The sequence below is a fragment of the Anabaena subtropica FACHB-260 genome (assembly GCF_014697105.1).
Lineage (GTDB): Bacteria > Cyanobacteriota > Cyanobacteriia > Cyanobacteriales > Nostocaceae > Trichormus > Trichormus subtropicus.
Genome location: NZ_JACJRF010000020.1, coordinates 61,404 through 87,539, shown reverse-complemented (window position 1 = coordinate 87,539; position 26,136 = coordinate 61,404). Strand labels below are relative to the sequence as shown.

Below are 26,136 nucleotides of genomic sequence, written 5' to 3'. Positions count from 1 at the left end.
AACTAGCGATTAGCTATTTTTGCTTTTGAGGATAATTCCTTTAACTGCCAAGTAGTTGTTAATGAGACTATTCATCATTAACTGGTATTTTTAATGCTAATTGAAAGACTTCTAAGTGCGATAAATTTTCTGCCTGCCATATATCACCACTATAAATACCTTCTGGCTGAAATACGTTACATATAGGCGGTTTTATAACAACAGGTTCTTTTAGATAAATACCCCAGATATCGCATTTACCATCCCCCCAGTGCGTTTGGTAATAACGAAAATCATTTTCTTGCAAATGTAAATTTCTATCAGCAGCAAAACTTTCTGCATCATATTTAAAAACATTTTCAACAGTTATCCATCCGGCAATTGAATAAATAGAAAATGTTTCTTCATTTAATTCATAAGATTCTATATATTCTTGTTCTTTTTCTTCGTCATAAAATTCTAATATATGAATTAGAAGTGTACTACCTTTATATTTTAAAACATGATTAGTTGGCTCACAGATTAGTAGAACTGTACATTCTCCAGCTAATACAGGTAGTGCAGTTTCAGGATGTAAGGAAACAGCTAAATGACGGCTAAAACCTCGACGGTGATAAGCAGAAAATTCTTTGGGGTTGACACAAGTTACTTGTGCATAAAAATCTTTTATATAATTTTTAAAATTAAATTTTAAACTTTTTGGTTTATGGTTTTCTGATAATTCTTTTAATCTATTCAAGTAAGGTGAATCTTTGATACGCATAAAACCAAAGCCAAAATTGCCACAAAAACTTTTAAACTCATTAAATTCTTTTGAGTTTAAAAGTTGAGGGGATTTCATCAAGTGACCAGAACCGAAAGCGCCATAGAAATAACTATCTTCATACTCACTGATAGTTTTTTCTTCACATATAAATGCAGACCAAAGATAATACTGTTTAGGTTTTTCTCCTATGCCTACTATTAAAAATATAGTATCACCTTTAGTGTTTAATACTGCTCTTTTATTAGTTGATATCCCAGGTAACACTTCATCATAATCATATTCTTCTAATAAATATTCATCAAGAATATGCTCTACAGGTAAATAACCTAAAGAATTGTAGTTATGATATTGAATCCAGAATTTTTTCTCAGAATCAACTTTATTTTTCTTTCTAGCTGGAGTCCAAATATTGCAGTTATATTCTGGGTTAATTGTATTTATCCAAAATTGTTCTCTTTCTAATAATTTATCTTCTGTGCATTGCTCAATTATTCTAAAATCAAACCACCCAATTTTATCTGATGTACTAACTGTTTCCGTTAATCCATATTTTAGAAAAGCACATCTTAGCGGGTAATTTCCTATTTCTAAAGCATTAGGTCTATTTAAACCTCTTGTATGTTCTCTCCAGCGTCTATGTATACTGCGTGATTGACCAATGTAAGATTTACCATTAGAAGTATTTACAATTTGGTAAATGCCACAAACCATGTTTATGATCCTTCTTAGTTGAACGGTTAACTGGTTAATGAAAATCTTGGCTAGAAAATATAGTTTAGTATTCCCAAAATTTTTAGAGATTCATCATCAATATCAAAATTATGATTTAACTAGGTAAATTAAACATTATTAAAATTTTTAATATTGAAATATATTCGGAAAATGTTGGAGTAGTCGCACCTGAGCAAGTTTGAATTGATGGTGTGCCACCTGTCATCTTTTGAGTAAAATCGGTGACACTGTACACAGGATGATAGTTTGGGTGGTGCAATGCCTGTGGCGGGGCGTACCTGATCGCAATTTCTCTTACTTAAGCTATCTTCAAACCATAGCAATAACAAACTTGGACATTTTTTTATTGCCGATAGCATTATTGTTATCAGCCTATCAAGAGGTAGCAGATGAATGTGTCTTTAACCCCCGAATTGGAAAAGTGGGTGCAATCGAAAGTTGAAAGCGGGATGTATACTTCTGCAAGTGAAGTTATTCGTGAAGGTTTACTGCTGCTCAAGGAACACGATGCTTTGAAAGAAATACATCTAGCAGAGTTACGTCGGGAGATTCAACTGGGAATTGATAGTGGAGAATCTACACCTCTAAACATGGATGAAATTATCGCTAAGGCAAAACAACAACGGCAGGAGAAAGAATCTGCATAATGGCGATAATGCTCAAAAAACCGCTTGCTGAAGCTGATTTATTGGATATTTGGAATTTTATTGCTAATGACAGCTTGACAGCTTTGAAATAGCAGATCGGTTGCTACAAAAAATTGATAGCCAACTCAAAATACTGGCATCAAACCCAGGCATGGGAAGAAAGCGTGACTCCTTAGCATCCAATCTGCGAAGTTTTCCAGTAGGCAATTACCTAATTTTCTACCGTCCCATCAACGAAGGTATTGAAGTCATTCGTATTCTACATGGGGTAAGAGACATCCCAAGCCTTTTTCAAGAGTTAGAAGAAGATTGATAGATGCTTCAACTGCGGCATGGGCTGAATGATAGTTTGAGATAATCGTTATGGTGATCGCACCCCGTCATCTTTTAAAATCGGTGACAACAGCATGATAGTTTGAGTGGAGCGATCGCGTCACCAAAAATTCTCCATCAATAATCTCATAACGAATCCATTCGTTATCGGGTAATGCGGTAACATCTTGAATTGTCCAGTGAACTCTGCCTGTAGTTTGACCCATGACAGTTAAGCATCGGTAATGAAAGTTTAAGATTTCTTGGTCGTCGTGTAACACATTTCCCTGACGACAAACTATAATGAATATATAGCACAGGGGTCCGTAACGGTTTCGACAGGTTGGCGAACGCTACTCTGTGATTCAGGTCGAGAGTGAGTCTCCTCTCGCAAATCAAAGGCTCAAAACAAAAGTAAATGCGAATAACATCGTAAAATTTGCTCGTAAGGACGCTCTAGTAGCTGCCTAAATAGCCTCTTACAGGTTCGAGCGTCTTCGGTTTGACTCCGTTAAGGACTGAAGACCAACCCCCAACGGATGCTCTAACAAGCGTTCTCTGGTTGGCTTGTTAGCTAAGATTAAATCAGAGCATCCTACGTTCGGGATAATGAACGATTCCCGCCTTGAGGGTCAGAAAGGCTAAACCTGTGAATGAGCGGGGAGTCAATACCCAATTTGGACAGCAGTTCGACTCTGCTCGGATCCACTAAAATATAAATTACAAGTCCACTTCAAACGATGTGGACTTTGTGTTTTTTGATAACAAAACAACCCCAAATTCTTACAGAAGAAGGGGTTTTAATTTTATCTTGATTAGTTTTATCGGCCGTTGGATGAACGGATAATAGGATTTTCTACAGAATCTCGATATTGTTGAACAGCATCCGTATAACCAATAGGTAGGACTGCTTCAACGTTTTCATGAGGACGGGGAATAATTACCCAAGATTCCAATGTACCACCATAAACATTTTGTGCTGCTTCTACGCCAGCCGCCATCGCTGTCTTGACTTCCGAAACATCTCCACGAATATTGACTGTAAAACGAGCGCTACCAACTCGGATATAGCCAACGAGAGTAACACGACCGGCTTTAACCATAGCATCAGCTGCTGCTAACACAGCCGGAAAACCCTTAGTCTCTAATGCTCCAACGGCCTGTAATGACGACATTTAATAATCTCCTGTATGAATAATTAATTTATGTGGCGTACTAGTTTATTGTACGAATATTCGCTACACATTCTGATAGCAGGATTGCTTAGAAGACCCTAAAAGGATCTGATTCTTCAGTAAAGTGAATGGGGAGAATATCTACCACGTTTTCTGGAGGATTGGGAACGATGTAATGGGTGATGACTTCACCACCGTGTGCTTGCTCACCCGCCTCAATTCCCGCTTCTACGGCTCGTCTAACTTCTGCAACGTGTCCCCTGACAGCAACTAACAAGCGGGCGCTTTCCGCTTGACCATAATAGACAATAGTAACTGCGGCAGATTTTACCATTGCGTCTGCTGCCGCTAATACAGCCGGAAATCCTAAAGTTTCGATTACGCCAACAGCCATTGGCATGGCATTAGCTCCTGATAAAAAGTTAAGTGATACTAATTGTACGAGGCTTTAGACCCCATTTTGATATTCAGGAGAAAATTTCTTTTGTGGAAACCTTTAACTGTTAACTAATGACTAGTTCTGCATACTCCTGCTTCTGGTAAGATAATATCCATGTTTCCAAGTTTTTTACCTGCCGCAGTCGGACAACTTACCGAGTCTGAGTCCATCGCCTTAGCGCAAACCATTCAAACTCAGGCGATCGCCACTCCCTTGAGTCATCAACCAATCACCACCGCCTATGTCCATCAAGGTAATGGTGGTACACCAATATTATTAATTCACGGCTTTGATAGTTCTGCATTAGAATTTCGTCGTCTTTTACCACTGTTAGGAAAAGAGAATGAAACTTGGGCTGTGGATTTGTTGGGTTTTGGATTTACAGAGAGACTTGCAGGGATAAAATTTAGCCCCATTGCCATCAGAACTCACCTATATTCATTCTGGAAAACCCTGATCAACCAGCCTGTGATTTTAGTAGGTGCATCGATGGGGGGTGCAGCAGCGATTGATTTTACCCTCACTTACCCAGAAGTAGTTAAGAAACTAGTATTAATTGACAGTGCTGGTTTGCGGGGAGGTTCACCGTTAACGAAATTCATGTTTCCTCCTTTGGATTATTTAGCGGCTCAGTTTTTACGTAGTCCGAAAGTGCGCGATCGCGTTTCTCGCCTTGCGTACAAAAATCCTAGTCTTGCTACAATTGATGCTCTATATTGTGGTGCATTACATTTAGAAATGCCTAGCTGGCCTGAAGCTTTAATTGCTTTTACTAAAAGTGGTGGTTATACAGCTTTTAGATTTAAAAAATTGGCAGAAATTACACCACCAACTCTCATTTTATGGGGTGATTCTGATAAAATTTTGGGTACTGAAGATGCCAAAAGATTTAAAAGGGCAATTCCCCACAGCCAATTAATTTGGATTGAAGATTGTGGTCATATCCCACATTTAGAACAACCAAAAATTACTGCTCAACATATTCTCGATTTTTGTTGAAACATTTTGTTTTCCGGATGTGAATAAATAGGGATGAATAACTAACATACAGTGAATATGTATGCTTAATTTATGGAAATGCCCCAACGCGTATCAGTTCGCTACAAAGATACATCCTACAACATTAATGAGATACGTCTGAAAACCTTTCGTCTGGGATTGCAAATTTGGGATGAACAAACTAAACCGAGAAAAACCGAGCTTTATGACTTCATATTAGCTTGTTTAAAACAGGTTGATCGTCAGGATCGTTTCATATTCTCCCTCTTATTTATAGAGTTAGCCGATGTTATCCGCGACACTTCTTTAAATAGGAATATGAAAGAAGATTTGATTAAAACAGCTTTTCGAGAGTTTGCTTTTGCTGTAGCAGACTTTGAAAATATTGCTGTTAAATCAAATTAAATAGATAAATTAGTTGCATTAAAGAACTTTGGTAGCTGCGTAAGTCCTCATTTAATCGATATTTCTTTTCTGCTGACGTTCTTGGAGTTGCAACATAATTTGGGCGTGCATTTCACGGGTGATGGGGTAGAAATAGGTTAAAACTAAGCCACAAATTAAACAAATGGTGGGTAAAGGGCCGACGGCAATCCGGATAGCTAAAAGTGCAGATTCTGGTTGTACTGGTAGTATAGTTTGTCCGGGGACAGTTTCTTGAAAACCAGATGCTTGCAAGGCGTTACCTACAAGAAATAAACCGAAAGCTAAACCAAATTTCTGTAATAAAACCATGAAACCATAAAAAATCCCTTCTCGGCGTTGTCCGGTTTGCAGTTCGTCTAATTCAATGACATCAGGAATCATTGACCAGGGGACTAGGTAAGCTGTGGATACACCAACACCAGCCATGATAGCCATGACATACATCAAAACTATTTGACCAGGTTGTAAGAAAAAGAGCAAAGACGCGGCGATAATCCAAAGAATCATTCCCAGAAAATAGACTGGTTTTTTGCCGATTCTCTTACTTAAAGCAGTCCAAACAAATAACATGAGTAAAGCCGTGCCTTGGACTGCAACCATAACTGTAGGGACATCGGAATTTTTGAGAGACATACAGTAGATCACAAAAAAAGGAATAATACTGGCGGTTATTTGTACTCCTAACCAAGAAAACAGGTATATTCCAATTACAAATAGAAAGGGACGATTGCTGAAAACGATTTTCAGTTGTTCAAAGAAGGGAATAGAGGCTGATTCCTCAACTTGGATACGTTTGGCTTCAAATGCCAAGACGCGATCGCGTACTCCAAAAATGCACCAATATAATGATAAAACCGAAATTACCGTACAAATTGCGGCTAAAACTAGATATTGTTGCTGCTCACCAGACACCCTCAAAAACACCACTTGAGCTAATATCAAAGATAAAATGCTGCCACCAATGGAAAAGGCAAAGCGAAAACTATTCAGGCTAGTACGTTCGTCATAATCTTGGGTAAGTTCTGGAGTCAGCGCCGTATAAGGTAAGTTGACAACTGTATAAAAAACTTGTGATATGAGTCCAATTGCAACGTAATACCAAAATAACGCCCAAACATTAGTACTTTGGTCACTACTAAAGCGCGGTACAATCCACTGTAAAAAAAAGAAAATCCCAAAAGGAATTGCCCCGTACAACATCCAAGGCAAACGACGACCCCATCGCCGAGATTTTGTTTTATCTGTCAACACTCCCACTAAAGGATCATTGACAGCATCCCAAATTTTACCAATCATTAAAACACTGCCAGCTAAACCAGCCGGGATACCAGCAACATTGGTAAAGAAAATTAGTAGAAAAAAGATAGAAATATTAGCAGTAATTGCCGGGCCTAAGTCTCCTGCACCATAAGCCAGCTTGGTTTTCAAATCTAGCTTTTGACCTTCTTGAACCTTCTGGGGATGACCATCAGCAGCAGAGTCGTTCATAATACCTTGCACTCATATTAAAATATTGCGATCGCCTTTAGTATCACCTAAACTTACTTACCTTATGCCAGACCTTTACGTTTCTTGGTCAGAATATCACTACAAAATTGAGCAACTGGCTGCTCAAATTTATCAATCTGGCTGGAAATTCAATCAAATTGTCTGTCTAGCCAGGGGTGGGCTACGAGTGGGAGATATAATTTCCCGTATCTATCAACAGCCCTTGGCAATTTTAGCAACATCTTCTTACGGTGGTTCTGGTAAGCAAGAAAGAGGTTATTTAACTCTTTCTCTCCACCTGACAATGACTACTGAAAGTTTAGGCTCGCGCATTCTTCTAGTCGATGACTTGGTAGACTCTGGAATCACACTCCAAGAAACTATCCCTTGGCTGAAGCAATATAGTGATTCCCCAATTGAAGAAATTCGCACAGCTGTAATTTGGTATAAAGCCTGTTCGGTGATAGCACCCAATTACTATGTCGATTATCTGCCTGATAATCCTTGGATTCATCAGCCCTTTGAACATTATGAACATACCAACCCCGCAGATTTGGCGGCTAAGGTCGGTCAGTCTTGTTGATGAGTAATGAGTAATGAGTAATGAGTAATGAGTAATGAGTGATGACAACCGACAACTGACAACTGACAACTGACAACTAATCAATTCAAAACAACCATAACCATATCGGGAGTGTTAAGAGTAGTAACATAGCGCCTACTGCTAGTGTGGTGACTGCAAGGTTGCGGTCTAGGTTGAAGGTTTCGGCAATTACTAGAGATGCGAAGGCTGGAGGCATGGCCATTTGCAGGATAATTACTTTGGCGGCTGGCCCGGTTAATCCAAAAAGTGGTAAGGTGCTGCCAAGAATTAGAGGAACTATCAGCATTTTGATTCCTAAGCTGATACCTACTTGTGGTAAGTTGCCCAAGGAATTTAATTTACTTAGGCGCATTCCAATTAACACTAGAGATAAGGCTACTGTACTCCAAGCGAATTTATCTAAGCCAAATTCCCAGATATCGGGAATTGCTATTTGACGAAATATTAAGCCGAATCCAAAACTCCATAAGGCAGGATTAATGAAAATAGCCCTGCTTACTTGAGTGAATTGGCTGTGATTTTGTAAATTAGTGCCAAAATGTGCGCCTAATGCTACACCTAAAGCATAAGCACCGGGAAAAGACCCCAATAGGTCGTAAAATAACGCCCAAGCAAAATATTCTTTACCTACCATTGCTAAGGTAATTGGGAAGCCCAAGTAACCTGTATTACCAAGCATGGCGGCGAGTAACAAGCTTCCTTGGGTGGGTCTTTGCGGTATTGTATTACTTAAGTATGTCTGTCCTTTGATTCCTAGCCAAGCTAAAAATGCACCTAGTAGAATAGCAAGGTAAGCGATCGCTGGAGCTATCCAAATTTGTCCTGATAAGTCAGTCTGTCGTAGAAAAGATACTATGCTTATCGGTACTCCCACCCAGAAAAGCCACTGAGCCAGGCGGGTAGGAACTGTACTAGGTAGCTTACGTCCCAGAATAAATCCTACTAGGACTAACCCTACAAGTTTGACGTATAGTTCTAGGAGATTTCCCAATGTTGCGCCTAAGAATTATAGATGTAAAATGCTACCCAATAAGTTTATTTTTATCAAGTCTACAATTTCTATCACAGTTAAACAAAAGCAGGAGTTGACCTTTGAATAAAGCAGGGTTTTCTGGAGAAACACACAACGCATTTGATGAACTCAGTGATGATATCCCAGTAGCTGTACGCGATACTCCTGGTATCACACCTCAACAACGGTTGCAACGTCTCATTTTTGTGATTGGGGGAATAAGCACATTTCTTGTATTGGCAGTTATTAGCGGTTTTGTGTTTTTTATCACCACCCCGAAAAAAACTGTTGAGTCTCAACCTGCGCCAGTTAGTTCTGTTGCTACGCCAGTACCAGCAGTCAGTAACCCTGCTGATCCGCAAACCATACTAGGTCATTTGGCGTATCCAGAAGCACCAGAATCAGAATTATCGCCCATTACTGCCGATGGACGTATAAGATTACGAAGAACTGCTGCCCAGCGCTTCCAAGCAATGGTACAAGCGGCGCGGAGTGCGGGTGTAGTTCTAGCACCTATTTCAGGTTTTCGTTCAGTAAAGCAGCAAGAGCAGTTGTTTTTTGCTATTGGCGCTCAACGTAATCAAACCCCTGCTCAACGCGCAGCTCTCAGCGCTCCTCCTGGCCATAGTGAACATCATACAGGTTACGCTGTGGATATCGGAGACGGCACAGCGCCAGTAACTAATCTTCAAGCCAGATTTGAAAATACTAGAGCTTTTCAATGGCTAGAAGCAAATGCAGCTCGGTTTGGCTTTGAGATGTCTTTTCCCAAGGACAACTCTCAAGGGGTGAGTTATGAACCTTGGCACTGGCGTTTTGTAGGCGATCGCGATAGCCTAGAGACATTCTACAAAGCCAGAAATTTAAAACCAGTCCAAACACCGCAATAAGCAATTCTTTGATTCTGCTGATTTAGTGACAATAACCCACTAAAAAATTTGATACCGCTTGGGCAATCTGTTGATTAATATTTATCACATCAAAGCGCTGACTAGCAGTAACCTTGGCGTTACTGGCTATAGTTGCGATTTGTTGTCTATCCTCAAGACAGGTGTGAATAATTTTTGCTAGTTCCTGGGGTTCTCCTGGGGTAGTCAAAAATCCATTCATCCCATGTTCAACTAATTCGATTGCACCACCGGCTTTAGCTGCAACAACAGGTTTACCGCACAGCATGGCTTCAACAATAACTCTACCAAAGGGTTCTGGTGCGGTGGAAGTATGGGCAACTAAGTCACAAGCTGCCATTAATTGGGGAATGTCAGCACGAAATCCTAAAAATTTAACGCGGTTTTCTAGCCCTAATTGGCTAATTTGTTGATGTAATTGTTTGACATATTCTTGCTCACCAAATAGGGCATCACCTACAAAAAGTGCTGTTACTTGTGGCGGACATTGAGCTAGTGCATCAAGCAAAATATGCTGTCCCTTCCAAGGTGAAAGTCGGCTAAAGTGTCCAACTACAAATTGATTTTCTATACCTAAATTTTGTCGTAATTTACTAATATCTGATGCACTAGTTTGATAGAGTTTGGTGTCAAAACCGTTATAGATAACTGTTGTTAGTTCTGCGCGTCCTCCAGCTTGTACAAAAGCTGTTTGACTTGCTTGGGAATTGGCGATTACCAATGAGGCGAAACGATTAGCTAAGTTAATCGCCACTCGCAGATTAGTTTGACTAAAGTGTTCTGGGGAAAGAATATCATGTAAATGATAGACTAAGGGGCGACGAGTAAAAAAACTAGCGATCGCACCAACAACTAACGCCTTTTGTGTATTGGCGTAGATTAAATCATATTCAATAGCCTTCTGTACTACTTTAGCGACTAGGGGTGCAAGTTGTCCCAAACTACCGAATGCTTGCAATAAATTGCTTTGTTTACGGACTTGAATTGGTTGATTTGTGAATACTTCAACAGGGATATGGTGTTGCTCTAGTAAAGTTTTAAATGAGCCATCTGCAAATAAACCAACTAAGGCGCGATCGCGGTAAGGTTTAGCAATATCAATTAAACACAATTCTGCGCCACCAGGTTTACCACTTTGGTCTAAAAATAATATTTTCATATCTTCAAGCTAAAATAACCTGTCGGACTTGTTGAGCGATTTTTTGCCAATCAAAGTTAGTTACGGCATACTGGTGACAGTCTTCTCGTGAAGGGATTGGTATTTTTCCTAGTAATATGTTTTCTAGTTTTTCAGCAATAGCAATAGATTCAGCAGACGTAGTAATTAATTCTGGTGAAAAGGGGGTTAAAATTTCTGGCATTCCCCCAATGGGAGTACATAAAACTGGAGTACCACAAGCCAAAGATTCAGTAATTGCTAACCCAAATCCTTCAAAAGATTGACTTGGCATAACCGTTAAATTAGCGGCTTGGTAAGCGATAGGTAATTGCTCATCTGGGAGAAAACCTAGAAATTTTACGTTGTTCTCTAAACCCAATTCTTGAGCTTGTTTTTCTAATGTAGCTTGGAGATGTCCACGACCGGCGATCGCTAACCAAATATCCGGGACTTTTGGTTTAATGATGGCTAATGCTTGTAATAGTTTATCTAGTCCTACACGATGAACTAAACGTCTAGATGTAAATAGGATAGGGCGATTTTCAGGCCAGTTTAACTGCTGACGAGCCTCTGGGCGTGATAAATTTGGCTGAAATTTATCAATGTTAACGCCACCGGGTATGATGTATATTTTGTTCCAGGGTATTTTATATTCTTGGTGTAATATATTACCAAAAGCTTTGCTGAGAACAATAAAGCGATCGCAGCGATTATATGTAGTTTGTTCTATTAGCCGACGCTTTAAAAAAATACTGAGTTTATTCTTTACTAATTCCTGTTTACTTTCCGAGGCCCAAGGCCCATGAAAATTAAACGTAATGGGAACACCCTTAGGCAAAATATCCAAAATAGGAAAACTATATAAGGCAAAATGTAAATTAATAGCATCTGGTTTGTCTATTCTTGTTCTTTTAAAATTAGTCCGAATAGACACGAATCTTTGCCAAATTGAACTATCTTGAGATGCTAAATTAGTTAAATTTATTGGCAAATAGGATTCATTTTCTGGTAAACCAACTCCACATAATTCAACTTTATCTTGATTGGCTGATAATTGATAAATTAGTTCATAGACATACCTTTCTAACCCCCCAGGATTCGTAGGAAACCAGCCTGAAGCTAGAGTTAAGATAGAAGCAGATTTTAAATTTTCTTTTTTATTTTCCACTTTTATTTCCTATTAATATATCAAATTTGAAAATATATTTTTTTCAAATAAAGCATAGCCCTGTTTGTATATTCAGCACGATGGCAAAATTTAACCATAAACTGTTACCAGAGAAAAATTATCCGTCTGTTTTAGTGTAAGTAGTTTATAAGCAGCTATTTATTATTTATATTCTCTAATTTTCTCAGCCATCAGTAAGCATTACATCTAACTCGATATAGATTTTATTTAAATTTATTTATGATTGGGCATTTTTATTTATCAAATCTTTAAATAAACAGAAATGACCGATTATAAGTCTAAACCTGACTATTTCCTCAGCATCTAGATTCTTTTTTCACTCAGTGTATTTTTCATAACACAGTTGATTTTATTGATTTAATCTGAAATTATTGGATGGGTTATGGATTTAATTTTGAATACATACTTGTCAAAAAACAACTTGGTAAATAAATATATAAATAAAGGATAATCTCTGGCATTCTTTTATTTCTTATAAAGTATCTTAATATACTAAATACATATTATTTCTACTAATTTTTAAAATTTAACAGTCATATTTTTTTGATAAATATTCGATGAATATTAACTGACAAGGGGCAATCATTTGTTATTTGTGTATTATCTTCTAAACAGAAAGATAATTTTAACTCTATCTAAAAAAGTGTATATGAGATATACAAAAACTGACTTCACCCTTTATTGATGATATTAGGAAGATTTTTGTAGTCTGTTTAACATCTATTTTCCAATAAAAAATTTATTTTACTTTTGATGAAAAGGTTTTTATTAGCTAAATTTGTCATCTTTAGTAAAGTTGAATGTGAGGGTTTTAGATTATATTCAAACGTACATAAAATTCGTATCAATAGACACAACTAAAGGTAGACATTTATAAATTGTTTAATCTTATCCTGTTAATTTTTTACAACCTAGTAATCTTAATTTAAGAAGCTATTTGTATATATGGCTTGTCCTTTGAATAGGGTACATTTCGTTAATTTTAGGGTTTGGAAACTAGGAAGTTAAATAAACTGCTGATTATATGAAGCCTTCATTTACGTATTACTTGTATAAAGTAACATCAAAATTAAATAAATATTATAAGATTTTTTTAAAAAAGAGAATAAATAGGAAATCTAAATCTTTACTATTTTTATTTGCAGTGATAATTGGCTTTCTTGGTACTTTCATTATTATTCCAATAGATTTAACATTAAGTAAAGTCCCGAAAAATACTTACAAAACCGATTGGATTGGTAATACTTTTACTGGTGCTAATAAGTGGGTACAAAACTATATAGAGGCAATGTATGTTACTCCTAACGGTATAATTTATACTAATAGTCACTGGGATGAAGCTGGAGCAGAAGCATCAATATATAAAGACGGTCGTGTTATTGGGATGCTCAGTGACATTCATGGTTGGAGTCGTAGTGGTGGTAAAGCTGTCACAGCTGATAGCAAGTATATTTACATTGCAATGAGTCAAGGATCAGTTGGCAAAATAGATAAAGATTATCCACCAGAAGGAACAACTTGGTATTGTGTGAGACGTTATGACTTATCTGGTAAACCTGCACCTTTTACTGGTGGAATAGGCTGGGATAAAAGTATGTTACTTACCAGTATTAAAGGTGAAGTTACTGGATTAGTAACTAGAGATAAAAATTTATATATTAGTGATTCGGGAACTAATAAAATTCGCGTCTTTAACACTGACACGATGAAAGAATTACGTAACTTTAGTGTTGCTAGACCAGGAGGTATAGCTATTGATAAACAGGGTAATCTGTGGATTATTCAAAAGAAAGATGCTAATAATCCTGCTAAAATATTACGTTATTCCACATCAGGAAAACAATTACCACAACAAATAACTAATGTTGTAGTACCAGAAGCGATCGCAGTCGATAATCAAGGCAGACTGTTAGTAGCAGAAAATGGGCCGCTTCAGCAAGTATTGATTTATAGCATTACAGATAAACCCTTGCAGGTTGACACTTTTGGTAGCACTGGAGGAATTTATGGAGGTATTCCTGGCGAAGTCCAAGATTTAAAGCTTTATGGACTAACGGGAGTAGGTGCAGATACTGAAGGCAATCTTTATATTAATAGCAATGGTTTCAATAATTCCAGAACGGATTTAAGGAAGTTTTCGCCATCAGGAAAACAACTATGGCGATTATTAGGATTATCCTTGGAAGAAAATGCTGATGCTGACCCTACAACAGATGGAAGAGAAATTTTTACTAAGTATGAACATTTCTTGATAGATCATAGCAAGCCTGCGAGTCAGCAATGGATTTACAAAGCCTATACCTTGAACGCATTCAAATATCCTCAAGATCCCCGTCTGCATACATCCCCAGATACTACTTTTGTGCGTCGCATCAATGGTCAAAGATTTTTGTTTCTCTTGGATATGTACACCAATTCCTTGCAGATTTATCGGTTCAATCCCAGCAAGGATGGCAATATTGCCATTCCTGCTGGAATGTTTATTAGTACAAATAGCGAGAGTAAACAAGCAATTTCAGGAACTTGGCCGCCCTATCAACCACAAACAGGAGAATGGATTTGGCGCGATCGCAACGGTAACGGTGCTTTTGATCAAGGAGAATATGATAATGGGGAAGATTCCTCCTATGTTGGTGGATGGTGGGTAGATAGTAAAGGTGATGTCTGGACGACTTTACGGAACCAAAAAGGGATTCACCATTATTCCTTGCAAGGCTTGGATAGCAATGGCAACCCCATCTACACTTATAGTGCTATGCAAAAGGACAAAACTCCCCGCATCTTTACCGATTTACGGCGAATCAAATATTTTCCCGAAAGTGACACTATGTACCTGTCTGGCTTTACTGCAAAGCATCCAGCAACTGGTGACGACCCTCAAACCGCAGGTTCGGAAATTGCCCGATTTGACAACTGGAGTCAGGAAAATCGTACTCTGCGATGGCGGATTTTAGTTCCTAAGGACACCATCCGTAAGCGTGAAATCATTACCGCATTTATGGACGTAGTAGAGAAATAAGACATTGCTAAATTAAGGGATGATTCTTGTGTAGTAGGTATCTTACCTGCCCAATCAAGACAAAGGACGGTAACTGTTCACTGATATAACCTAGACCACTTGTAGTCTATCCTTTGCAAGGTGATAATTAACCCTGATAGATTTGAACAGGGGGTGACATCATGGGGCAAAACTTGCAAGCACTGGCGGAACTTTACAAAAACTCCCTCCTCGACGACGTATTACCATTTTGGGAAAACTACTCCCTTGATTGGGAAGAAGGGGGTTACTTTACCTGTCTCGATCGCCAGGGTAAGGTGTATGACACAGATAAATTTATCTGGCTGCAAAACCGCCAAGTATGGACTTTTTCCATGCTGTGCAACCAGATGGAAAAACGCGAAAACTGGCTCAAAATTGCCAATAATGGCGCTAAATTTCTCGCTCAACACGGCAGAGATGCAGAAGGTAACTGGTATTTTGCCCTTACCCGTGGAGGTCAACCATTAATACAGCCTTACAATATCTTTTCTGATTGCTTTGCAGCGATGGCATTTAGCCAATATGCCCTAGCTTCTGGTGAAGAGTGGGCAAAAGATGTAGCAATGCAAGCATACAACAACGTTCTGCGCCGCAAAGATCATCCCAAGGGCAAATATACCAAAACCTACCCCGGCACACGTCCGATGAAAGCCCTCTCTGTGCCGATGATTTTAGCCAACCTCACCTTAGAAATGGAATGGTTGCTACCCAAGGAAACCCTAGAGGAAGTTTTGGCTGGAACCGTTCAGGAAGTCATGACGGATTTTTTCGACCAAGAACAGGGACTGATGTATGAAAATGTTGCCCCTGATGGTTCCCACATTGATTGTTTTGATGGTCGGCTGATTAACCCCGGTCACGGTATCGAAGCGATGTGGTTTATTATGGACATCGCCCGGCGGAAAAACGACAACAAAACCATTAACCAAGCTGTTGATGTGGTGTTAAATATTCTCAATTTCGCTTGGGATAGTGAATATGGTGGCTTGTATTACTTTATGGATGCAGCAGGTCATCCCCCACAACAATTGGAATGGGATCAAAAATTGTGGTGGGTACATTTAGAGTCTTTAGTAGCCTTGGCAATGGGTTATCGGCTGACTGGTCGTGATATCTGTTGGGAATGGTATCAAAAAATGCACGATTACACTTGGAATCACTTTGCTGATCCAGAATATGGAGAGTGGTTTGGCTACTTAAATCGTCGTGGAGAAGTGCTGTTAAATCTCAAAGGTGGTAAATGGAAGGGATGTTTTCATGTACCCCGTGCTTTGTATCTTTGTTGGCAACAGTTTGAGGCTTTATGTTAATTCTTAATTCGTAATTCAGTAGTTGGGTACAAAAGTTTTCATCAGTTTGTAGTAATCACTTAAGTGCTTCACAATTAAGGACTAAAGTCCTAACTACGAGCTGAATTTTTGCTAGGGTACAAGTGAAGGAATACCACTATACAGATATGTTATGAGCGTTGTCACACCGAAGCGATTCACCATTGATGAATATCATCAGTTGATTGAACTTGGATTTTTAAAAGAGGGCGATCGCATCGAATTAATCGGGGGAGAACTCATCCAAATGGTAGCTAAGGGAACACCTCATACAGTCTGCGGTTCTATCCTTTGCCGACAACTAGATCGACTTTTAGGTGATAGTGCAGTCATTCGTGGACAAGATCCAATTACCCTGCCAAATCAGAGTGAACCTGAACCAGATGTTGTGATTGCACGAGGTAAAGATGAAGATTATCTAGATCATCATCCCTATCCCGGAGATATTTTCTTGGTTGTCGAAATTTCTGACTCAACCCTAGATTACGACCAAACCAAGAAGTTAGAAATATATGCAGAAGCTGGAATTGCTAACTATTGGATTGTCAATTTAAATGCTCGTCAGTTAGAGCGTTACAGTCAACCTTATCAAAATGCTCAAGGTAAATTTAATTATCTGAGCAAGCAAATCTATTTACCAGATGAGGCAGTGGCTATTCCTGGGTTTGAAGATAACTTGTTGGATTTGGGGAGAATTTTTCCTCAAAGTGCGATCGCTGATCCCGTAGGTTGAGTTAACGCCACCTTCTGTCTTAACCAAATCATCATATTTATCAGCCTAAGTTTTCCTTCATAACTGTAATCTCCTAAATCAACAAGGGAACACTGAAAGTAAGTGTTTCACTTTAATATATATCTATGACCACAAACGGTTATGAAACTGCAAACATTTTAGGCGTACCAGAGTATCCTAAACAGCTACAGTTAGTGGTTCAGTACCAAAAAATTCTGGCGAGAATTTTGGCTAAGATTCGGACATCTGTAAACTTAGAGTCTTTGTGTTCGACTTCTTGTCAAGATATCTGCCGACAATTGCAGATTGAGCGAGTAGCAATCTACCGCTTTAACTCTGATTGGAGTGGTAGTTTCATTAATCATTTTGGCTTTGCAGAATCTCCTTGGCATACACTCATCGCCTTTGGGCAGGACTTGGTGTGGCAAGACTCGCATTTGCAAGAAACCCAAGGAGGGAGATATCGCAAAAATGAGCCGTTTGCTGTGGCTGATATTTATGATGCCGGACACTCTCGTTGTCATATAGAAGTATTGGAACAATTTCAAATCCGGGCATATGCGATCGCACCTATTTTTATTGGTGCAAAACTGTGGGGTTTGATGGCAGCATATCAACACTCGGCTCCTCGACAATGGCATCCGAACGAAGTCGAATTCTTATTGCAAGCTGCCAGCCATATCGGTATTGCCATGCAGCAGGCAGAAATCCTAGTGACTTCCAAAGAACGCACCGCAGAACTGCAAGATGCGATCGCTAGGCAACGTGCTTTAACGGAAGTAGTGGGCAATATTCGTTCATCCCTAGACACCAAACTTATTCTCAACACCGCCTGTCAGGAACTGTGCCAACTCCTCAAGTTAGAGCGAGCAGCTATTTACCGTTTTCATGAAGATTGGAGTGGTGAATTTGTTAGTCAATTCGGTATGGTAGAAGCTTTATGGGATAGAGTCAATCCCCTTGGTAAAAATCTAGTTTGGGAAGATACCTACCTCCAGGAAACAAAAGGTGGGCGCTACCGCAATAACGAGAGTTTTGCCGTTAATGATATTTACCAAGTCGGTCACTCGCGTTGCCACATTAATATTCTCGAACAATTCAAGATTCGGGCTTATGCCTTAGCGCCTATCTTCATTGGGTCAAAACTGTGGGGACTAGTAGCAGCCTATCAACACTCCAGCCCACGCCAATGGGAAAATTATGAAGTTGAGTTTCTAGAGCAGGTAGGCGCACAATTAGGAGTAGCAATTCAACAATCCGAGATAGTAGCGCAGTCAAAACAACAAGCCATCGCTTTCCAAGATGCGATCGCTAGACAACGTGCTTTGACGGAAGTAGTCGGGAAAATTCGCTCCTCCCTGGATATTGATTTAATCTTGAAAACCACTTGCCAGGAAGTATGTAAACTTTTGAAGGTTGAGCGGGCTGGTGTTTATCGCTTTAATCCAGATTGGAGTGGCGAATTTGTCAGTAATTTCGGTATGGTTGAAGCACAATGGGACAGCATCAACCCCTTTGGTAAAAACCTCGTTTGGGAAGATACTCACCTGCAAGAAACCAAAGGTGGACGCTACCGCAACAACGAAAATTTTGCTGTTAACGACATCTATCAAGTGGGACACTCGCGCTGTCACCTAGATATTTTAGAACAGTTTAAGATTCGTGCTTATGCCTTAACTCCCATTTTTGTAGGACGTAACCTGTGGGGATTGCTAGCTGCTTATCAACATTCTGCGCCGCGTCAGTGGGATAGTGTAGAAGTCGAATTTTTGGGACAGGTTGCTAGTCAACTCGGTGTAGCACTGCAAAGTTCCGAAATGGTGGCACAAATTCAAACTCGTGCCGATGAACTACACCAATCGGCAGAACAGCGCCGGATCTTATTTGATCTGGTCGTTAAGATTCGGGAATCCTTGGATTTAGAAACCATCTTTAAAGTTACAGTACAAGAAATACGGCGATCGCTCCAAGCAGATCGAGTCGGCATCTTCCGTTTTGATCATGATGCCGGTTTTTGTAGTGGTGAATTTGTTTCTGAAGATGTGTTACCCAAATTTGATTCTGCCCTCGCCGTGAAGGTGCAAGACTATTGCTTCGGCGACCAGTACGCACCGCAATATCACCAAGGGCAAGTACAAGTAATTTCTGATGTCAACAGCATTGGCTCCAAAGTACCTCACCTGGATGTCATTGAACGATTCCAAGTTAAAGCCCAGATTGTCGTCCCACTCATGGAAGGTGACGCACTATGGGGGTTATTGTGTATTCACCAATGCACCCATGCCCGTGATTGGGAAGAAACTGAATTAGGATTTATCACCCAAGTAGCAGCGCAACTGAGCGTAGCACTGCGTCAAGCCACTTTGTTTCAACAATCCAGTTTGTTGGGTCAAACCCGTGAAGAAGCAAATCAACTCGCTCAGACATTAAACGAACTGCGTACTGCCCAAATGCAGATTATCCACGCTGAAAAAATGGCTAGCTTGGGGCAACTAGTAGCGGGAGTTGCTCACGAAATTAATAACCCGATTAATTTTATTCACGGTAACTTGGAACACGCTCACCAATACACCCAAGACTTACTACGTTGTGTGGAACTGTATCAACATTATCATTCTGATGTTGTACCCGAGATCAAAGAGTTTTTGAAAAAGGCAGAAATAGAATTTTTATTTGACGACTTGCCTAAATTATTTCAATCTATGAAGGTAGGCACTGAGCGCGTTTGTGAAATTGTCACTTCTTTGCGGAACTTTTCGCGCTTAGATGAATCCGACTTTAAAGTGGCAAATATTCATGAAGGCATCGACAGTACCTTGATGATTTTACAACACCGCTTGAAGTCATCCGCCGATAGCCACACAATTTATGTGAATAAAGACTATAATTCGTTGCCGAATATAGAATGCTATCCGGGTCAATTGAATCAGGTATTTATGAATCTGCTTTCTAATGCCATTGATGCTTTAGAAGAGCGAAACATACAAGCTACTCCCGAAGTAATTGCCGCACACCCCAGCCAAATCAGAATTTCTACCTCCCGGCTCAATCATGACTGGATTAGCATTCGCATTTCTGACAACGGACTCGGCATGGATGAAAAGGTACTTTCTCGGCTTTTCGATCCCTTTTTTACCACTAAAGTTGTCGGTAAAGGCACAGGGTTAGGGCTTTCTATCAGTTATAAAATTGTCACAGATAAACATAAAGGCAAAATCTACTGCCAATCGGAACTCGGTAAAGGTACAGATTTTATAGTTGAGTTGCCGATTCTGCAAGCAACAACTAATACCAATTCATAATTTTCGCGTAGCATCCCGCAGATAAGAAAGTCAGATGATATCTGACTTTCTTAATTTTGAATTTTGAATTGGTATGAGAAATCTGGGTATCCTCTTGTGGGTGGAGTTTTTGATTTATAAGGCTTCTTGTACTTTCATTGCAAATTATTACTTTGCCGTGATATGCTTGCGTCATATAAAAAGCGCCCTTGTAATTATTGAGAAGGTTCAGGTAATGTCGCAGGTAACAATCTCTTCGGTAGCTTTAAATAGTTGGGATTCTCCACCTTAGGGTGATGCCTGAACCTTGCAGCAATCAGAAGTATTTGCAGATAATCATGCCAGAAAGTAGTTTAACTTTGTGGCGATCGCCCTTTTGCTGTCTCCATGTGGGAGCATTCTATCCAACCAGGTTTATATAAGCATTTTTTACTAGGATGGATCGCTATTTTTGATCTGCGGATTTGGCTGCTGATGTTTGTGTGCGTTCTGCATACTGTCTTACTCTTCAATCAGTATGAATGAAACAATCACCAATTTATAATACCCTTTGCTTCTCTGCGTTTCCTGGCAGGGGTACACGCAACTGTTTGGTTCCTCAACAATTGCGTTAGCAATGAACAAGCGTCAAGGCTTCCTGCATGGTATTAATGACGGAATTATATTGACGGGCGAGCTATTTTGAGTGTGAATTAGGCACTGGCAATTTTATTTGAATGAAGACGCTAGGAGGAAACTTGAACGCGACAATTCTGAGGCGAGAGTGGTTTTTCAACACTCGACGAGACATTATGGCTGGGGCTGTGGTTGGGCTAGCTTTGATTCCAGAAGCGATCGCCTTTTCGATCATTGCCGGAGTTGATCCTAAAGTTGGGCTATATGCCTCCTTTATTATTGCGGTCATGACAGCATTTTTAGGAGGCAGACCGGGGTCAATTTCTGCCGCAACTGGAGCGATGGCGCTACTGATGATTGACTTAGTTAGAGATCATGGCTTGCAGTATTTATTTGCCGCCACCTTTTTAACAGGGATATTTCAGGTTGTGTTTGGGCTGCTGAAATTAGGACGCCAAATGAGATTCGTCCCCAGAGCCGTGATGATTGGGTATATAAATGCCCTGGCGGTTTTAATTTTCCTCGCCCAGTTACCCCAACTGACGAATGTACCGCCCACAGTATATATATTAACTCTCCTTTCCTTGGGGATTATTTACATTCTGCCGCGCTTTACCAAAGCCATTCCCTCTCCCTTGGTAGCTTTAGCAGTGATGACGATCGCGGCGATCGCCCTGAAACTTGAGGTTCCCACCGTCGGTGATATGGGACAGTTACCCACTGCGCTACCGAGTTTTGCCATGCCCCAAGTCCCATTCACAGTGGAAACATTAAAGATTATCCTGCCCTATTCTTTAACATTGGCGATCGTTGGTTTGTTGGCTTCATTCTTAACCGCTTCACTAGTAGATGAACTTACAGATACCCCCAGCGATAAAAACCAAGAAGCTCAAGGACAAGGCATTGCAAATATAGTTACTGCATTCTTTGGGGGCATGGCCGGATGTGGGATGATTGGACAATCGGTGATTAATGTCCAGTCTGGTGGACGAGGGAGATTATCCACCCTAGCGGCTGGAGTTTTTTTGTTAATTGCCATTTTATTTTTGCAAGATTGGGTCAAGCAAATGCCGATGGCAACACTAGTAGCCGTGATGATTATGGTATCAATCGGTACATTTCGCTGGACATCCTTCAAAAATATCCGCCGTATCCCCCGCACTGAAACGGCCGTCATGTTAACGACTATGTTTGTCACCATTTTTACTCGTAATTTTGCCCTCGGCGTGGTGACAGGAATCGTCATGAGTACCGTATTTTTCTCTAACAAGATTGCCCAGTTGGTATTTGTGGATAAGGTGCTGAGTGAAGATGGTTCCCATCGCATCTATAAGGTAGCCGGACAAATTTTCTTTTTATCGAGAGATGAGTTTCTAGGGTTTTTTGATTTTACAGAACTAGTGGAGCGCGTCACCATTGATTTAACTTATGCTCACCTGTGGGATCAAGGTGCAGTAGAGGTACTCGATAAAGCAGTACTTAAATTTCGTCGTAATGGAGCAGAAGTAGAACTAATCGGACTGAATGAAGCTAGTGCTACCTTGCTGAATAAGTTAGCAATTCATCAAAACTCCAACGCTGTCAAAGAGCAGTAGCATTTTTTCTTTTAATCCTCTGAATATCAGGTTTAAAACCACGATGAAAACTATTTTACTTTGTACAGATGGTTCAGCTTTTGCGGAAAATGTTTATAAATACGGAGCTTGGTTTGCTAATCAATTTCATGCCCCAATCAATGTCTTGTTTGTCACCGATATTCGTAGCCAAAAAGTTGCTTCTATAGGCAACTTAAGCGGTAGTATTGGACTTGGGGCTTCTGAACAGTTGTTGAATGAATTAGTGAATTTGGAACATGAAAAAGCCAAGCTAAACAATCAACGAGCAAGATTGATTTTACAAAATGCTGCCGAAGTTCTCAAAGCTGAAGGTGTGGCAGATTTTAATTTAATTAATAAAACCGGATTTTTAGTAGATTGTTTTCAGGAATTTGAAGCAAATTCAGACTTAATCGTTTTGGGTAAACGTGGAGAAGCGGCAGATTTTGCCTCTGGACATTTAGGGGCAAATGTAGATCGAATTGTACGTAGTAGTAATAAACTTTGCTTAATTACTACCCGTGAATTTAAACCAATTGAGCGTATTTTGGTTGCTTATGACGGTAGTTTAACTGGCAAGAAAATATTACAATTTTTAGTAGATTCTCCAGGTTGGCAAAGTATAAAAATACATCTGCTGACAGTCGGGAAAAATAGCTCAGATCAAACAGCAGTAGAAAGACTGAGTGAAGCAAAACAATGGCTGGAAAGAGGTAAATTTGAGCCGACTTGTAGCCTGATGGAGGGTGAACCAGAAAAAGTAATTGCCAACTATGTTAACCAACATAATATCAGCCTTCTGCTCATGGGTGCTTACGGACATAGCCGTATTCGCCATTTGATTATTGGTAGCACTACAACTCAAATTCTTCGCAGCAGCAATATTTCCGTACTGGTCTTTCGTTGATCACAAATTTTGTTTAAATACTGAGCCTGATTGTGTTCAAATTTGTCTAATTAAGAGTGGTAATGCGGTGTCCATCAACATAATTAACAAAATTCATTTTCGCAATTGGCGCGGCGACCTGTTTGGGGGCTTAACTGCTGCTATTGTAGCTCTACCTCTAGCCCTAGCCTTTGGGGTTGCTTCTGGCGCTGGAGCGATCGCTGGACTCTATGGTGCTATCATCGTCGGCTTTTTTGCTGCCTTATTTGGGGGAACACCAGCCCAAGTTTCTGGCCCTACAGGACCAATGACAGTGGTAGTAACAACCGTCATTGCTACCTTGTTAGCCCGTCATCCCGATACAGGGTTAGCAATGGCATTTACTGTTGTCATGTTGGGTGGGCTACTGCAAATCATATTTGGGGTAATGCGCCTGGGACAATACATCACCCTTATGCCCTACACCGTCATTTCTGGCTTTATGTCAGGGATTGGCGTAATTATCATTTTCCTCCAATTACCCCCCTTGCTGGGTCATATCGGCACGGGTAGCGTAGTGACAACCTTACAAAAACTACCCACCTACCTGAGTAATCCCAACTGGGTTGCTGTAGGACTGGGATTACTCACCTTGCTGATTGTCTTTGCCACTCCCACCAAACTGAATCGGATTATACCGTCCCCCTTATTGGCATTGGTTGTGGTAACAATTGTTTCAATGGTGGTATTCAAAGACGCAACTCTGGCTCGCATTGGTCAGATTCCTAGCGGATTACCCACCTTACGAAAGCCCACCTTTAGTATCCGTGAGTTAGCAGATATGCTCCGGTACGGGCTGATGTTAGGGGTGTTGGGGGCGATCGATTCTTTGTTAACTTCCTTGGTGGCTGATAGTATCTCCCGCACTCAGCATGACTCTGATAAGGAGTTGATTGGGCAGGGGATTGGCAACATGGTGGCGGGGCTATTTGGAGGTTTACCCGGTGCAGGAGCTACCATGCGGACGGTGGTGAATGTCCAGGCTGGGGGGAAAACGCCCCTATCTGGGATGATTCATGCCCTGGTACTGCTGTTAGTCGTATTTTGGGCAGGGCCTTTAACGGCACAGATTCCTAATGCAGTGCTGGCGGGACTGTTATTGAAGGTAGGTATTGATATTCTCGATTGGGGGTTTATCAAACGTGCGCCCCGTCTTTCTTTAAAGGGTACGGGATTGATGTATTTAGTGTTGTTTTTAACCGTATTTGTAGATTTAATTACGGCGGTACTAGTAGGAGCGTTTATTGCCAATGTCCTCACTATTAAACGGTTAAGCGATGTCCAAAGTGATAATATCAAAGTCATTACTGACTCAAATGGCGATCACAATCTCACTCCCACCGAGCAGAAAATCCTGACCCAAGCAGGAGGAGATATTTTGCTACTTAAATTGGGGGGACCAATGAGCTTTGGTGCAGCCAAAAGTATCTCTCGCCGAATGTCGATGGTGCAGAACTATCAAGTACTAGTTTTAGATTTGAGTGAAGTTCCCAATATTGGGGTAACAGCTGCCCTGGCGATTGAATCTATAGTCGAGGATGCGATCGCTCATAATCGTCATGTCTGGATAGTCGTTACCCCTGGACAAGTAGAGCGACGGATTACCCAGCTTGAATTGCAGAGATTCTGTAAGCCTCGGAATACGCAAAATGAGTCATCTGTCAAGTTATCAGCCCAAATTAATCAGGTAGAAAGCCGCTTACAGGCATTACAATCGGCATCTGCCCTAATTAAGCCAGAAAGTTTCGTCTGAAAAGTGCAGTAAGGTAAAATTATTGCCCATATTAAGTGGCACTGATTTTGATACTGATACCAATTTGAACCATGATGGCGACAGATGGACACATAAAACTCATATAAACCAAGGGTTTTCAATCCAAAATCTGAAATCCAAAATGGTCTGACAAGCCTTTTTCTTATCTTCCTTAATTGATAATATCCTGTTTTGGCGAATCGCCTTAGGGAAAGGCGATCGCTCACTTTTTAAGAGGGCATTGCTGAATCAGGGAATGAAATTTAATGTACGTAAATACTTGCGTTCTAACTCTTTTCATTCATTTTCAATGATGGGGCAAATTGTGGAATGATGGTTATCAGATTTTACTTCCCAACCCGACAGCAAACCTTCTAACTCTTGCCTGAGTATTAGTAATTGTTGAATTTGCTCATCAATAGCTTGGACTTTATCCTCCAGTTTGATTTTGATATGGTCGCAAGGTAATTCACCTGCATCATGAACCTGTAAAAATTCCTTAATTTCCGATAAATGCAATCCTAAACTCTGAGCGCGTTTAATAAAATGCAATCGCTCTAAAACATCAGTGTTAAATAATCTAAATCCGCCTTCAGTTCTCCCTGATGATTTAAGCAGGCCAAGTTCCTCATAGTAGCGAATCGTTTTAATCGGTACACCGCTTTCTTTAGCAACTGAACCAATTAGTTTTGATTCTTCTTGAGCTAACATAAATTCTCTAGTTTTTGAGACAACCATACCTATACTAAACTCTCCAGTTACATGGAGAGTCAAGCATAGATGCTCATAAGTAAATATTCATGGCTTGGGTTTGCTGAGAAGAAACCACCATATTTCTAAACCTATTAATGTCATGCCAGCAAATGTAACCGCAGCCTTGGTTGATAGTGGTTGTTCCATCGGACGGAACTGAGTTGTTGGTGATTCATGATTGATATCTGCTAAGGCTGTATTCGCACCCAAACTAAATATCAATCCCCAACTGGCTAGACTGGCAAGAATTATCTTTCTCATAAACATTGTGGGTTGGG

General features: G+C 40.1%; 23 protein-coding genes and 1 other RNA gene. 14 read left to right on the top strand and 10 right to left on the bottom strand.

Annotation, left to right across the window (positions count from 1 at the left end):
* Positions 1 to 67: 67 nt before the first annotated feature.
* Positions 68 to 1,456, bottom strand: a complete 1,389-nt coding sequence (locus H6G18_RS13460) for a GIY-YIG nuclease family protein (RefSeq protein ID WP_190407600.1) — start codon at positions 1,454 to 1,456, stop codon at positions 68 to 70.
* Between the two features lie 410 nt (positions 1,457 to 1,866).
* On the opposite strand from H6G18_RS13460, the gene H6G18_RS13455 reads away from it, so the two are divergent.
* On the top strand, positions 1,867 to 2,124 hold the full coding sequence (locus H6G18_RS13455) for a type II toxin-antitoxin system ParD family antitoxin (RefSeq protein WP_190407599.1): 258 nt from the start codon (positions 1,867 to 1,869) through the stop codon (positions 2,122 to 2,124).
* A gap of 100 nt (positions 2,125 to 2,224) precedes the next feature.
* Positions 2,225 to 2,437, top strand: a complete 213-nt coding sequence (locus H6G18_RS13450; RefSeq protein ID WP_242040306.1) for a type II toxin-antitoxin system RelE/ParE family toxin — start codon at positions 2,225 to 2,227, stop codon at positions 2,435 to 2,437.
* A gap of 67 nt (positions 2,438 to 2,504) precedes the next feature.
* Here H6G18_RS13450 and H6G18_RS24545 read toward each other — a convergent pair whose 3' ends face one another.
* On the bottom strand, positions 2,505 to 2,717 hold the full coding sequence (locus tag H6G18_RS24545; RefSeq protein ID WP_242040304.1) for a hypothetical protein: 213 nt from the start codon (positions 2,715 to 2,717) through the stop codon (positions 2,505 to 2,507).
* A gap of 39 nt (positions 2,718 to 2,756) precedes the next feature.
* Here H6G18_RS24545 and ssrA point away from each other — a divergent pair.
* Positions 2,757 to 3,147: a transfer-messenger RNA gene (gene ssrA / locus H6G18_RS13440) on the top strand.
* Positions 3,148 to 3,257: 110 nt separating this feature from the next.
* Here the strand turns inward: ssrA and H6G18_RS13435 are convergent.
* Together H6G18_RS13435 and H6G18_RS13430 are read right to left on the bottom strand one after the other, a co-directional pair.
* Entirely contained in the window at positions 3,258 to 3,611 is a 354-nt protein-coding gene (locus H6G18_RS13435) for a carbon dioxide-concentrating mechanism protein CcmK (protein WP_011321372.1), read from the bottom strand.
* Between the two features lie 88 nt (positions 3,612 to 3,699).
* Positions 3,700 to 4,011, bottom strand: coding sequence for a carbon dioxide-concentrating mechanism protein CcmK (locus tag H6G18_RS13430; protein ID WP_190407598.1), 312 nt, complete (start codon positions 4,009 to 4,011; stop codon positions 3,700 to 3,702).
* A 153-nt stretch (positions 4,012 to 4,164) separates the two neighbouring features.
* Here H6G18_RS13430 and H6G18_RS13425 point away from each other — a divergent pair, with 153 nt between their 5' ends.
* Entirely contained in the window at positions 4,165 to 5,049 is an 885-nt protein-coding gene (locus tag H6G18_RS13425) for an alpha/beta fold hydrolase (RefSeq protein WP_190407597.1), read from the top strand.
* Positions 5,050 to 5,121: 72 nt separating this feature from the next.
* Complete coding sequence (locus H6G18_RS13420; protein ID WP_190407596.1) at positions 5,122 to 5,454, top strand: hypothetical protein; 333 nt, start codon at positions 5,122 to 5,124, stop codon at positions 5,452 to 5,454.
* 51 nt (positions 5,455 to 5,505) lie between these two features.
* On the opposite strand, the gene H6G18_RS13415 is transcribed toward H6G18_RS13420, so the two are convergent.
* Positions 5,506 to 6,963 (bottom strand): MFS transporter, encoded by a 1,458-nt coding sequence (locus tag H6G18_RS13415; RefSeq protein ID WP_190407595.1) that lies wholly within the window; start codon positions 6,961 to 6,963, stop codon positions 5,506 to 5,508.
* 64 nt (positions 6,964 to 7,027) lie between these two features.
* On the opposite strand from H6G18_RS13415, the gene H6G18_RS13410 reads away from it, so the two are divergent.
* A complete protein-coding gene (locus tag H6G18_RS13410) occupies positions 7,028 to 7,546 on the top strand; it encodes a phosphoribosyltransferase (RefSeq protein WP_190407594.1) in 519 nt (172 codons plus the stop codon).
* 85 nt (positions 7,547 to 7,631) lie between these two features.
* On the opposite strand, the gene H6G18_RS13405 is transcribed toward H6G18_RS13410, so the two are convergent.
* Entirely contained in the window at positions 7,632 to 8,558 is a 927-nt protein-coding gene (locus H6G18_RS13405; RefSeq protein ID WP_190407593.1) for an AEC family transporter, read from the bottom strand.
* A gap of 101 nt (positions 8,559 to 8,659) precedes the next feature.
* On the opposite strand from H6G18_RS13405, the gene H6G18_RS13400 reads away from it, so the two are divergent.
* Complete coding sequence (locus H6G18_RS13400) at positions 8,660 to 9,469, top strand: M15 family metallopeptidase (RefSeq protein ID WP_190407592.1); 810 nt, start codon at positions 8,660 to 8,662, stop codon at positions 9,467 to 9,469.
* 22 nt (positions 9,470 to 9,491) lie between these two features.
* Here the strand turns inward: H6G18_RS13400 and H6G18_RS13395 are convergent, their stop codons facing one another.
* Positions 9,492 to 10,646: a glycosyltransferase family 4 protein gene (locus tag H6G18_RS13395; RefSeq protein ID WP_190407591.1), complete on the bottom strand. Its 1,155-nt coding sequence runs from the start codon at positions 10,644 to 10,646 to the stop codon at positions 9,492 to 9,494.
* A gap of 4 nt (positions 10,647 to 10,650) precedes the next feature.
* Positions 10,651 to 11,814, bottom strand: coding sequence for a glycosyltransferase family 4 protein (locus H6G18_RS13390; RefSeq protein WP_190407590.1), 1,164 nt, complete (start codon positions 11,812 to 11,814; stop codon positions 10,651 to 10,653).
* 1,045 nt (positions 11,815 to 12,859) lie between these two features.
* Here H6G18_RS13390 and H6G18_RS13385 point away from each other — a divergent pair.
* The 7 genes from H6G18_RS13385 (at position 12,860) to H6G18_RS13355 (ending at position 25,105) form a co-directional block, all read left to right on the top strand.
* Entirely contained in the window at positions 12,860 to 14,854 is a 1,995-nt protein-coding gene (locus H6G18_RS13385; RefSeq protein WP_242040303.1) for a hypothetical protein, read from the top strand.
* 161 nt (positions 14,855 to 15,015) lie between these two features.
* Positions 15,016 to 16,185, top strand: coding sequence for an AGE family epimerase/isomerase (locus tag H6G18_RS13380; protein WP_190407589.1), 1,170 nt, complete (start codon positions 15,016 to 15,018; stop codon positions 16,183 to 16,185).
* Between the two features lie 151 nt (positions 16,186 to 16,336).
* The gene (locus tag H6G18_RS13375) at positions 16,337 to 16,936 is read left to right on the top strand and encodes a Uma2 family endonuclease (protein WP_190407588.1); all 600 of its coding nucleotides are present in this window, start codon (positions 16,337 to 16,339) and stop codon (positions 16,934 to 16,936) included.
* A 125-nt stretch (positions 16,937 to 17,061) separates the two neighbouring features.
* Positions 17,062 to 20,238, top strand: a complete 3,177-nt coding sequence (locus tag H6G18_RS13370) for a GAF domain-containing sensor histidine kinase (protein WP_190407587.1) — start codon at positions 17,062 to 17,064, stop codon at positions 20,236 to 20,238.
* 770 nt (positions 20,239 to 21,008) lie between these two features.
* The gene (locus H6G18_RS13365; RefSeq protein WP_190407615.1) at positions 21,009 to 22,427 is read left to right on the top strand and encodes a SulP family inorganic anion transporter; all 1,419 of its coding nucleotides are present in this window, start codon (positions 21,009 to 21,011) and stop codon (positions 22,425 to 22,427) included.
* A 43-nt stretch (positions 22,428 to 22,470) separates the two neighbouring features.
* On the top strand, positions 22,471 to 23,334 hold the full coding sequence (locus H6G18_RS13360) for a universal stress protein (protein ID WP_190407586.1): 864 nt from the start codon (positions 22,471 to 22,473) through the stop codon (positions 23,332 to 23,334).
* Positions 23,335 to 23,401: 67 nt separating this feature from the next.
* Complete coding sequence (locus tag H6G18_RS13355; protein ID WP_190407585.1) at positions 23,402 to 25,105, top strand: SulP family inorganic anion transporter; 1,704 nt, start codon at positions 23,402 to 23,404, stop codon at positions 25,103 to 25,105.
* A 297-nt stretch (positions 25,106 to 25,402) separates the two neighbouring features.
* On the opposite strand, the gene H6G18_RS13350 is transcribed toward H6G18_RS13355, so the two are convergent.
* Positions 25,403 to 25,816 carry a heavy metal-responsive transcriptional regulator gene (locus H6G18_RS13350; RefSeq protein ID WP_190407614.1) on the bottom strand — a complete coding sequence of 138 codons (414 nt, stop codon included), beginning with the start codon at positions 25,814 to 25,816 and terminating at the stop codon, positions 25,403 to 25,405.
* Between the two features lie 87 nt (positions 25,817 to 25,903).
* The gene (locus tag H6G18_RS13345) at positions 25,904 to 26,119 is read right to left on the bottom strand and encodes a hypothetical protein (protein WP_190407584.1); all 216 of its coding nucleotides are present in this window, start codon (positions 26,117 to 26,119) and stop codon (positions 25,904 to 25,906) included.
* Positions 26,120 to 26,136: the final 17 nt, after the last annotated feature.

Coding starts and splice junctions, on each gene's coding strand:
- H6G18_RS13395 (WP_190407591.1), bottom strand. CDS start 10,646: ATGAAAATATTATTTTTAGACCAAAGTGGTAAACCTGGTGGCGCAGAA.
- H6G18_RS13345 (WP_190407584.1), bottom strand. CDS start 26,119: ATGAGAAAGATAATTCTTGCCAGTCTAGCCAGTTGGGGATTGATATTT.
- H6G18_RS13350 (WP_190407614.1), bottom strand. CDS start 25,816: ATGTTAGCTCAAGAAGAATCAAAACTAATTGGTTCAGTTGCTAAAGAA.
- H6G18_RS13430 (WP_190407598.1), bottom strand. CDS start 4,011: ATGCCAATGGCTGTTGGCGTAATCGAAACTTTAGGATTTCCGGCTGTA.
- H6G18_RS13385 (WP_242040303.1), top strand. CDS start 12,860: ATGAAGCCTTCATTTACGTATTACTTGTATAAAGTAACATCAAAATTA.
- H6G18_RS13365 (WP_190407615.1), top strand. CDS start 21,009: ATGGCTGGGGCTGTGGTTGGGCTAGCTTTGATTCCAGAAGCGATCGCC.
- H6G18_RS13435 (WP_011321372.1), bottom strand. CDS start 3,611: ATGTCGTCATTACAGGCCGTTGGAGCATTAGAGACTAAGGGTTTTCCG.
- H6G18_RS13420 (WP_190407596.1), top strand. CDS start 5,122: ATGGAAATGCCCCAACGCGTATCAGTTCGCTACAAAGATACATCCTAC.
- H6G18_RS13375 (WP_190407588.1), top strand. CDS start 16,337: ATGAGCGTTGTCACACCGAAGCGATTCACCATTGATGAATATCATCAG.
- H6G18_RS13370 (WP_190407587.1), top strand. CDS start 17,062: ATGACCACAAACGGTTATGAAACTGCAAACATTTTAGGCGTACCAGAG.
- H6G18_RS13360 (WP_190407586.1), top strand. CDS start 22,471: ATGAAAACTATTTTACTTTGTACAGATGGTTCAGCTTTTGCGGAAAAT.
- H6G18_RS13415 (WP_190407595.1), bottom strand. CDS start 6,963: ATGAACGACTCTGCTGCTGATGGTCATCCCCAGAAGGTTCAAGAAGGT.
- H6G18_RS13380 (WP_190407589.1), top strand. CDS start 15,016: ATGGGGCAAAACTTGCAAGCACTGGCGGAACTTTACAAAAACTCCCTC.
- H6G18_RS13460 (WP_190407600.1), bottom strand. CDS start 1,456: ATGGTTTGTGGCATTTACCAAATTGTAAATACTTCTAATGGTAAATCT.
- H6G18_RS13455 (WP_190407599.1), top strand. CDS start 1,867: ATGAATGTGTCTTTAACCCCCGAATTGGAAAAGTGGGTGCAATCGAAA.
- H6G18_RS13425 (WP_190407597.1), top strand. CDS start 4,165: ATGTTTCCAAGTTTTTTACCTGCCGCAGTCGGACAACTTACCGAGTCT.
- H6G18_RS13410 (WP_190407594.1), top strand. CDS start 7,028: ATGCCAGACCTTTACGTTTCTTGGTCAGAATATCACTACAAAATTGAG.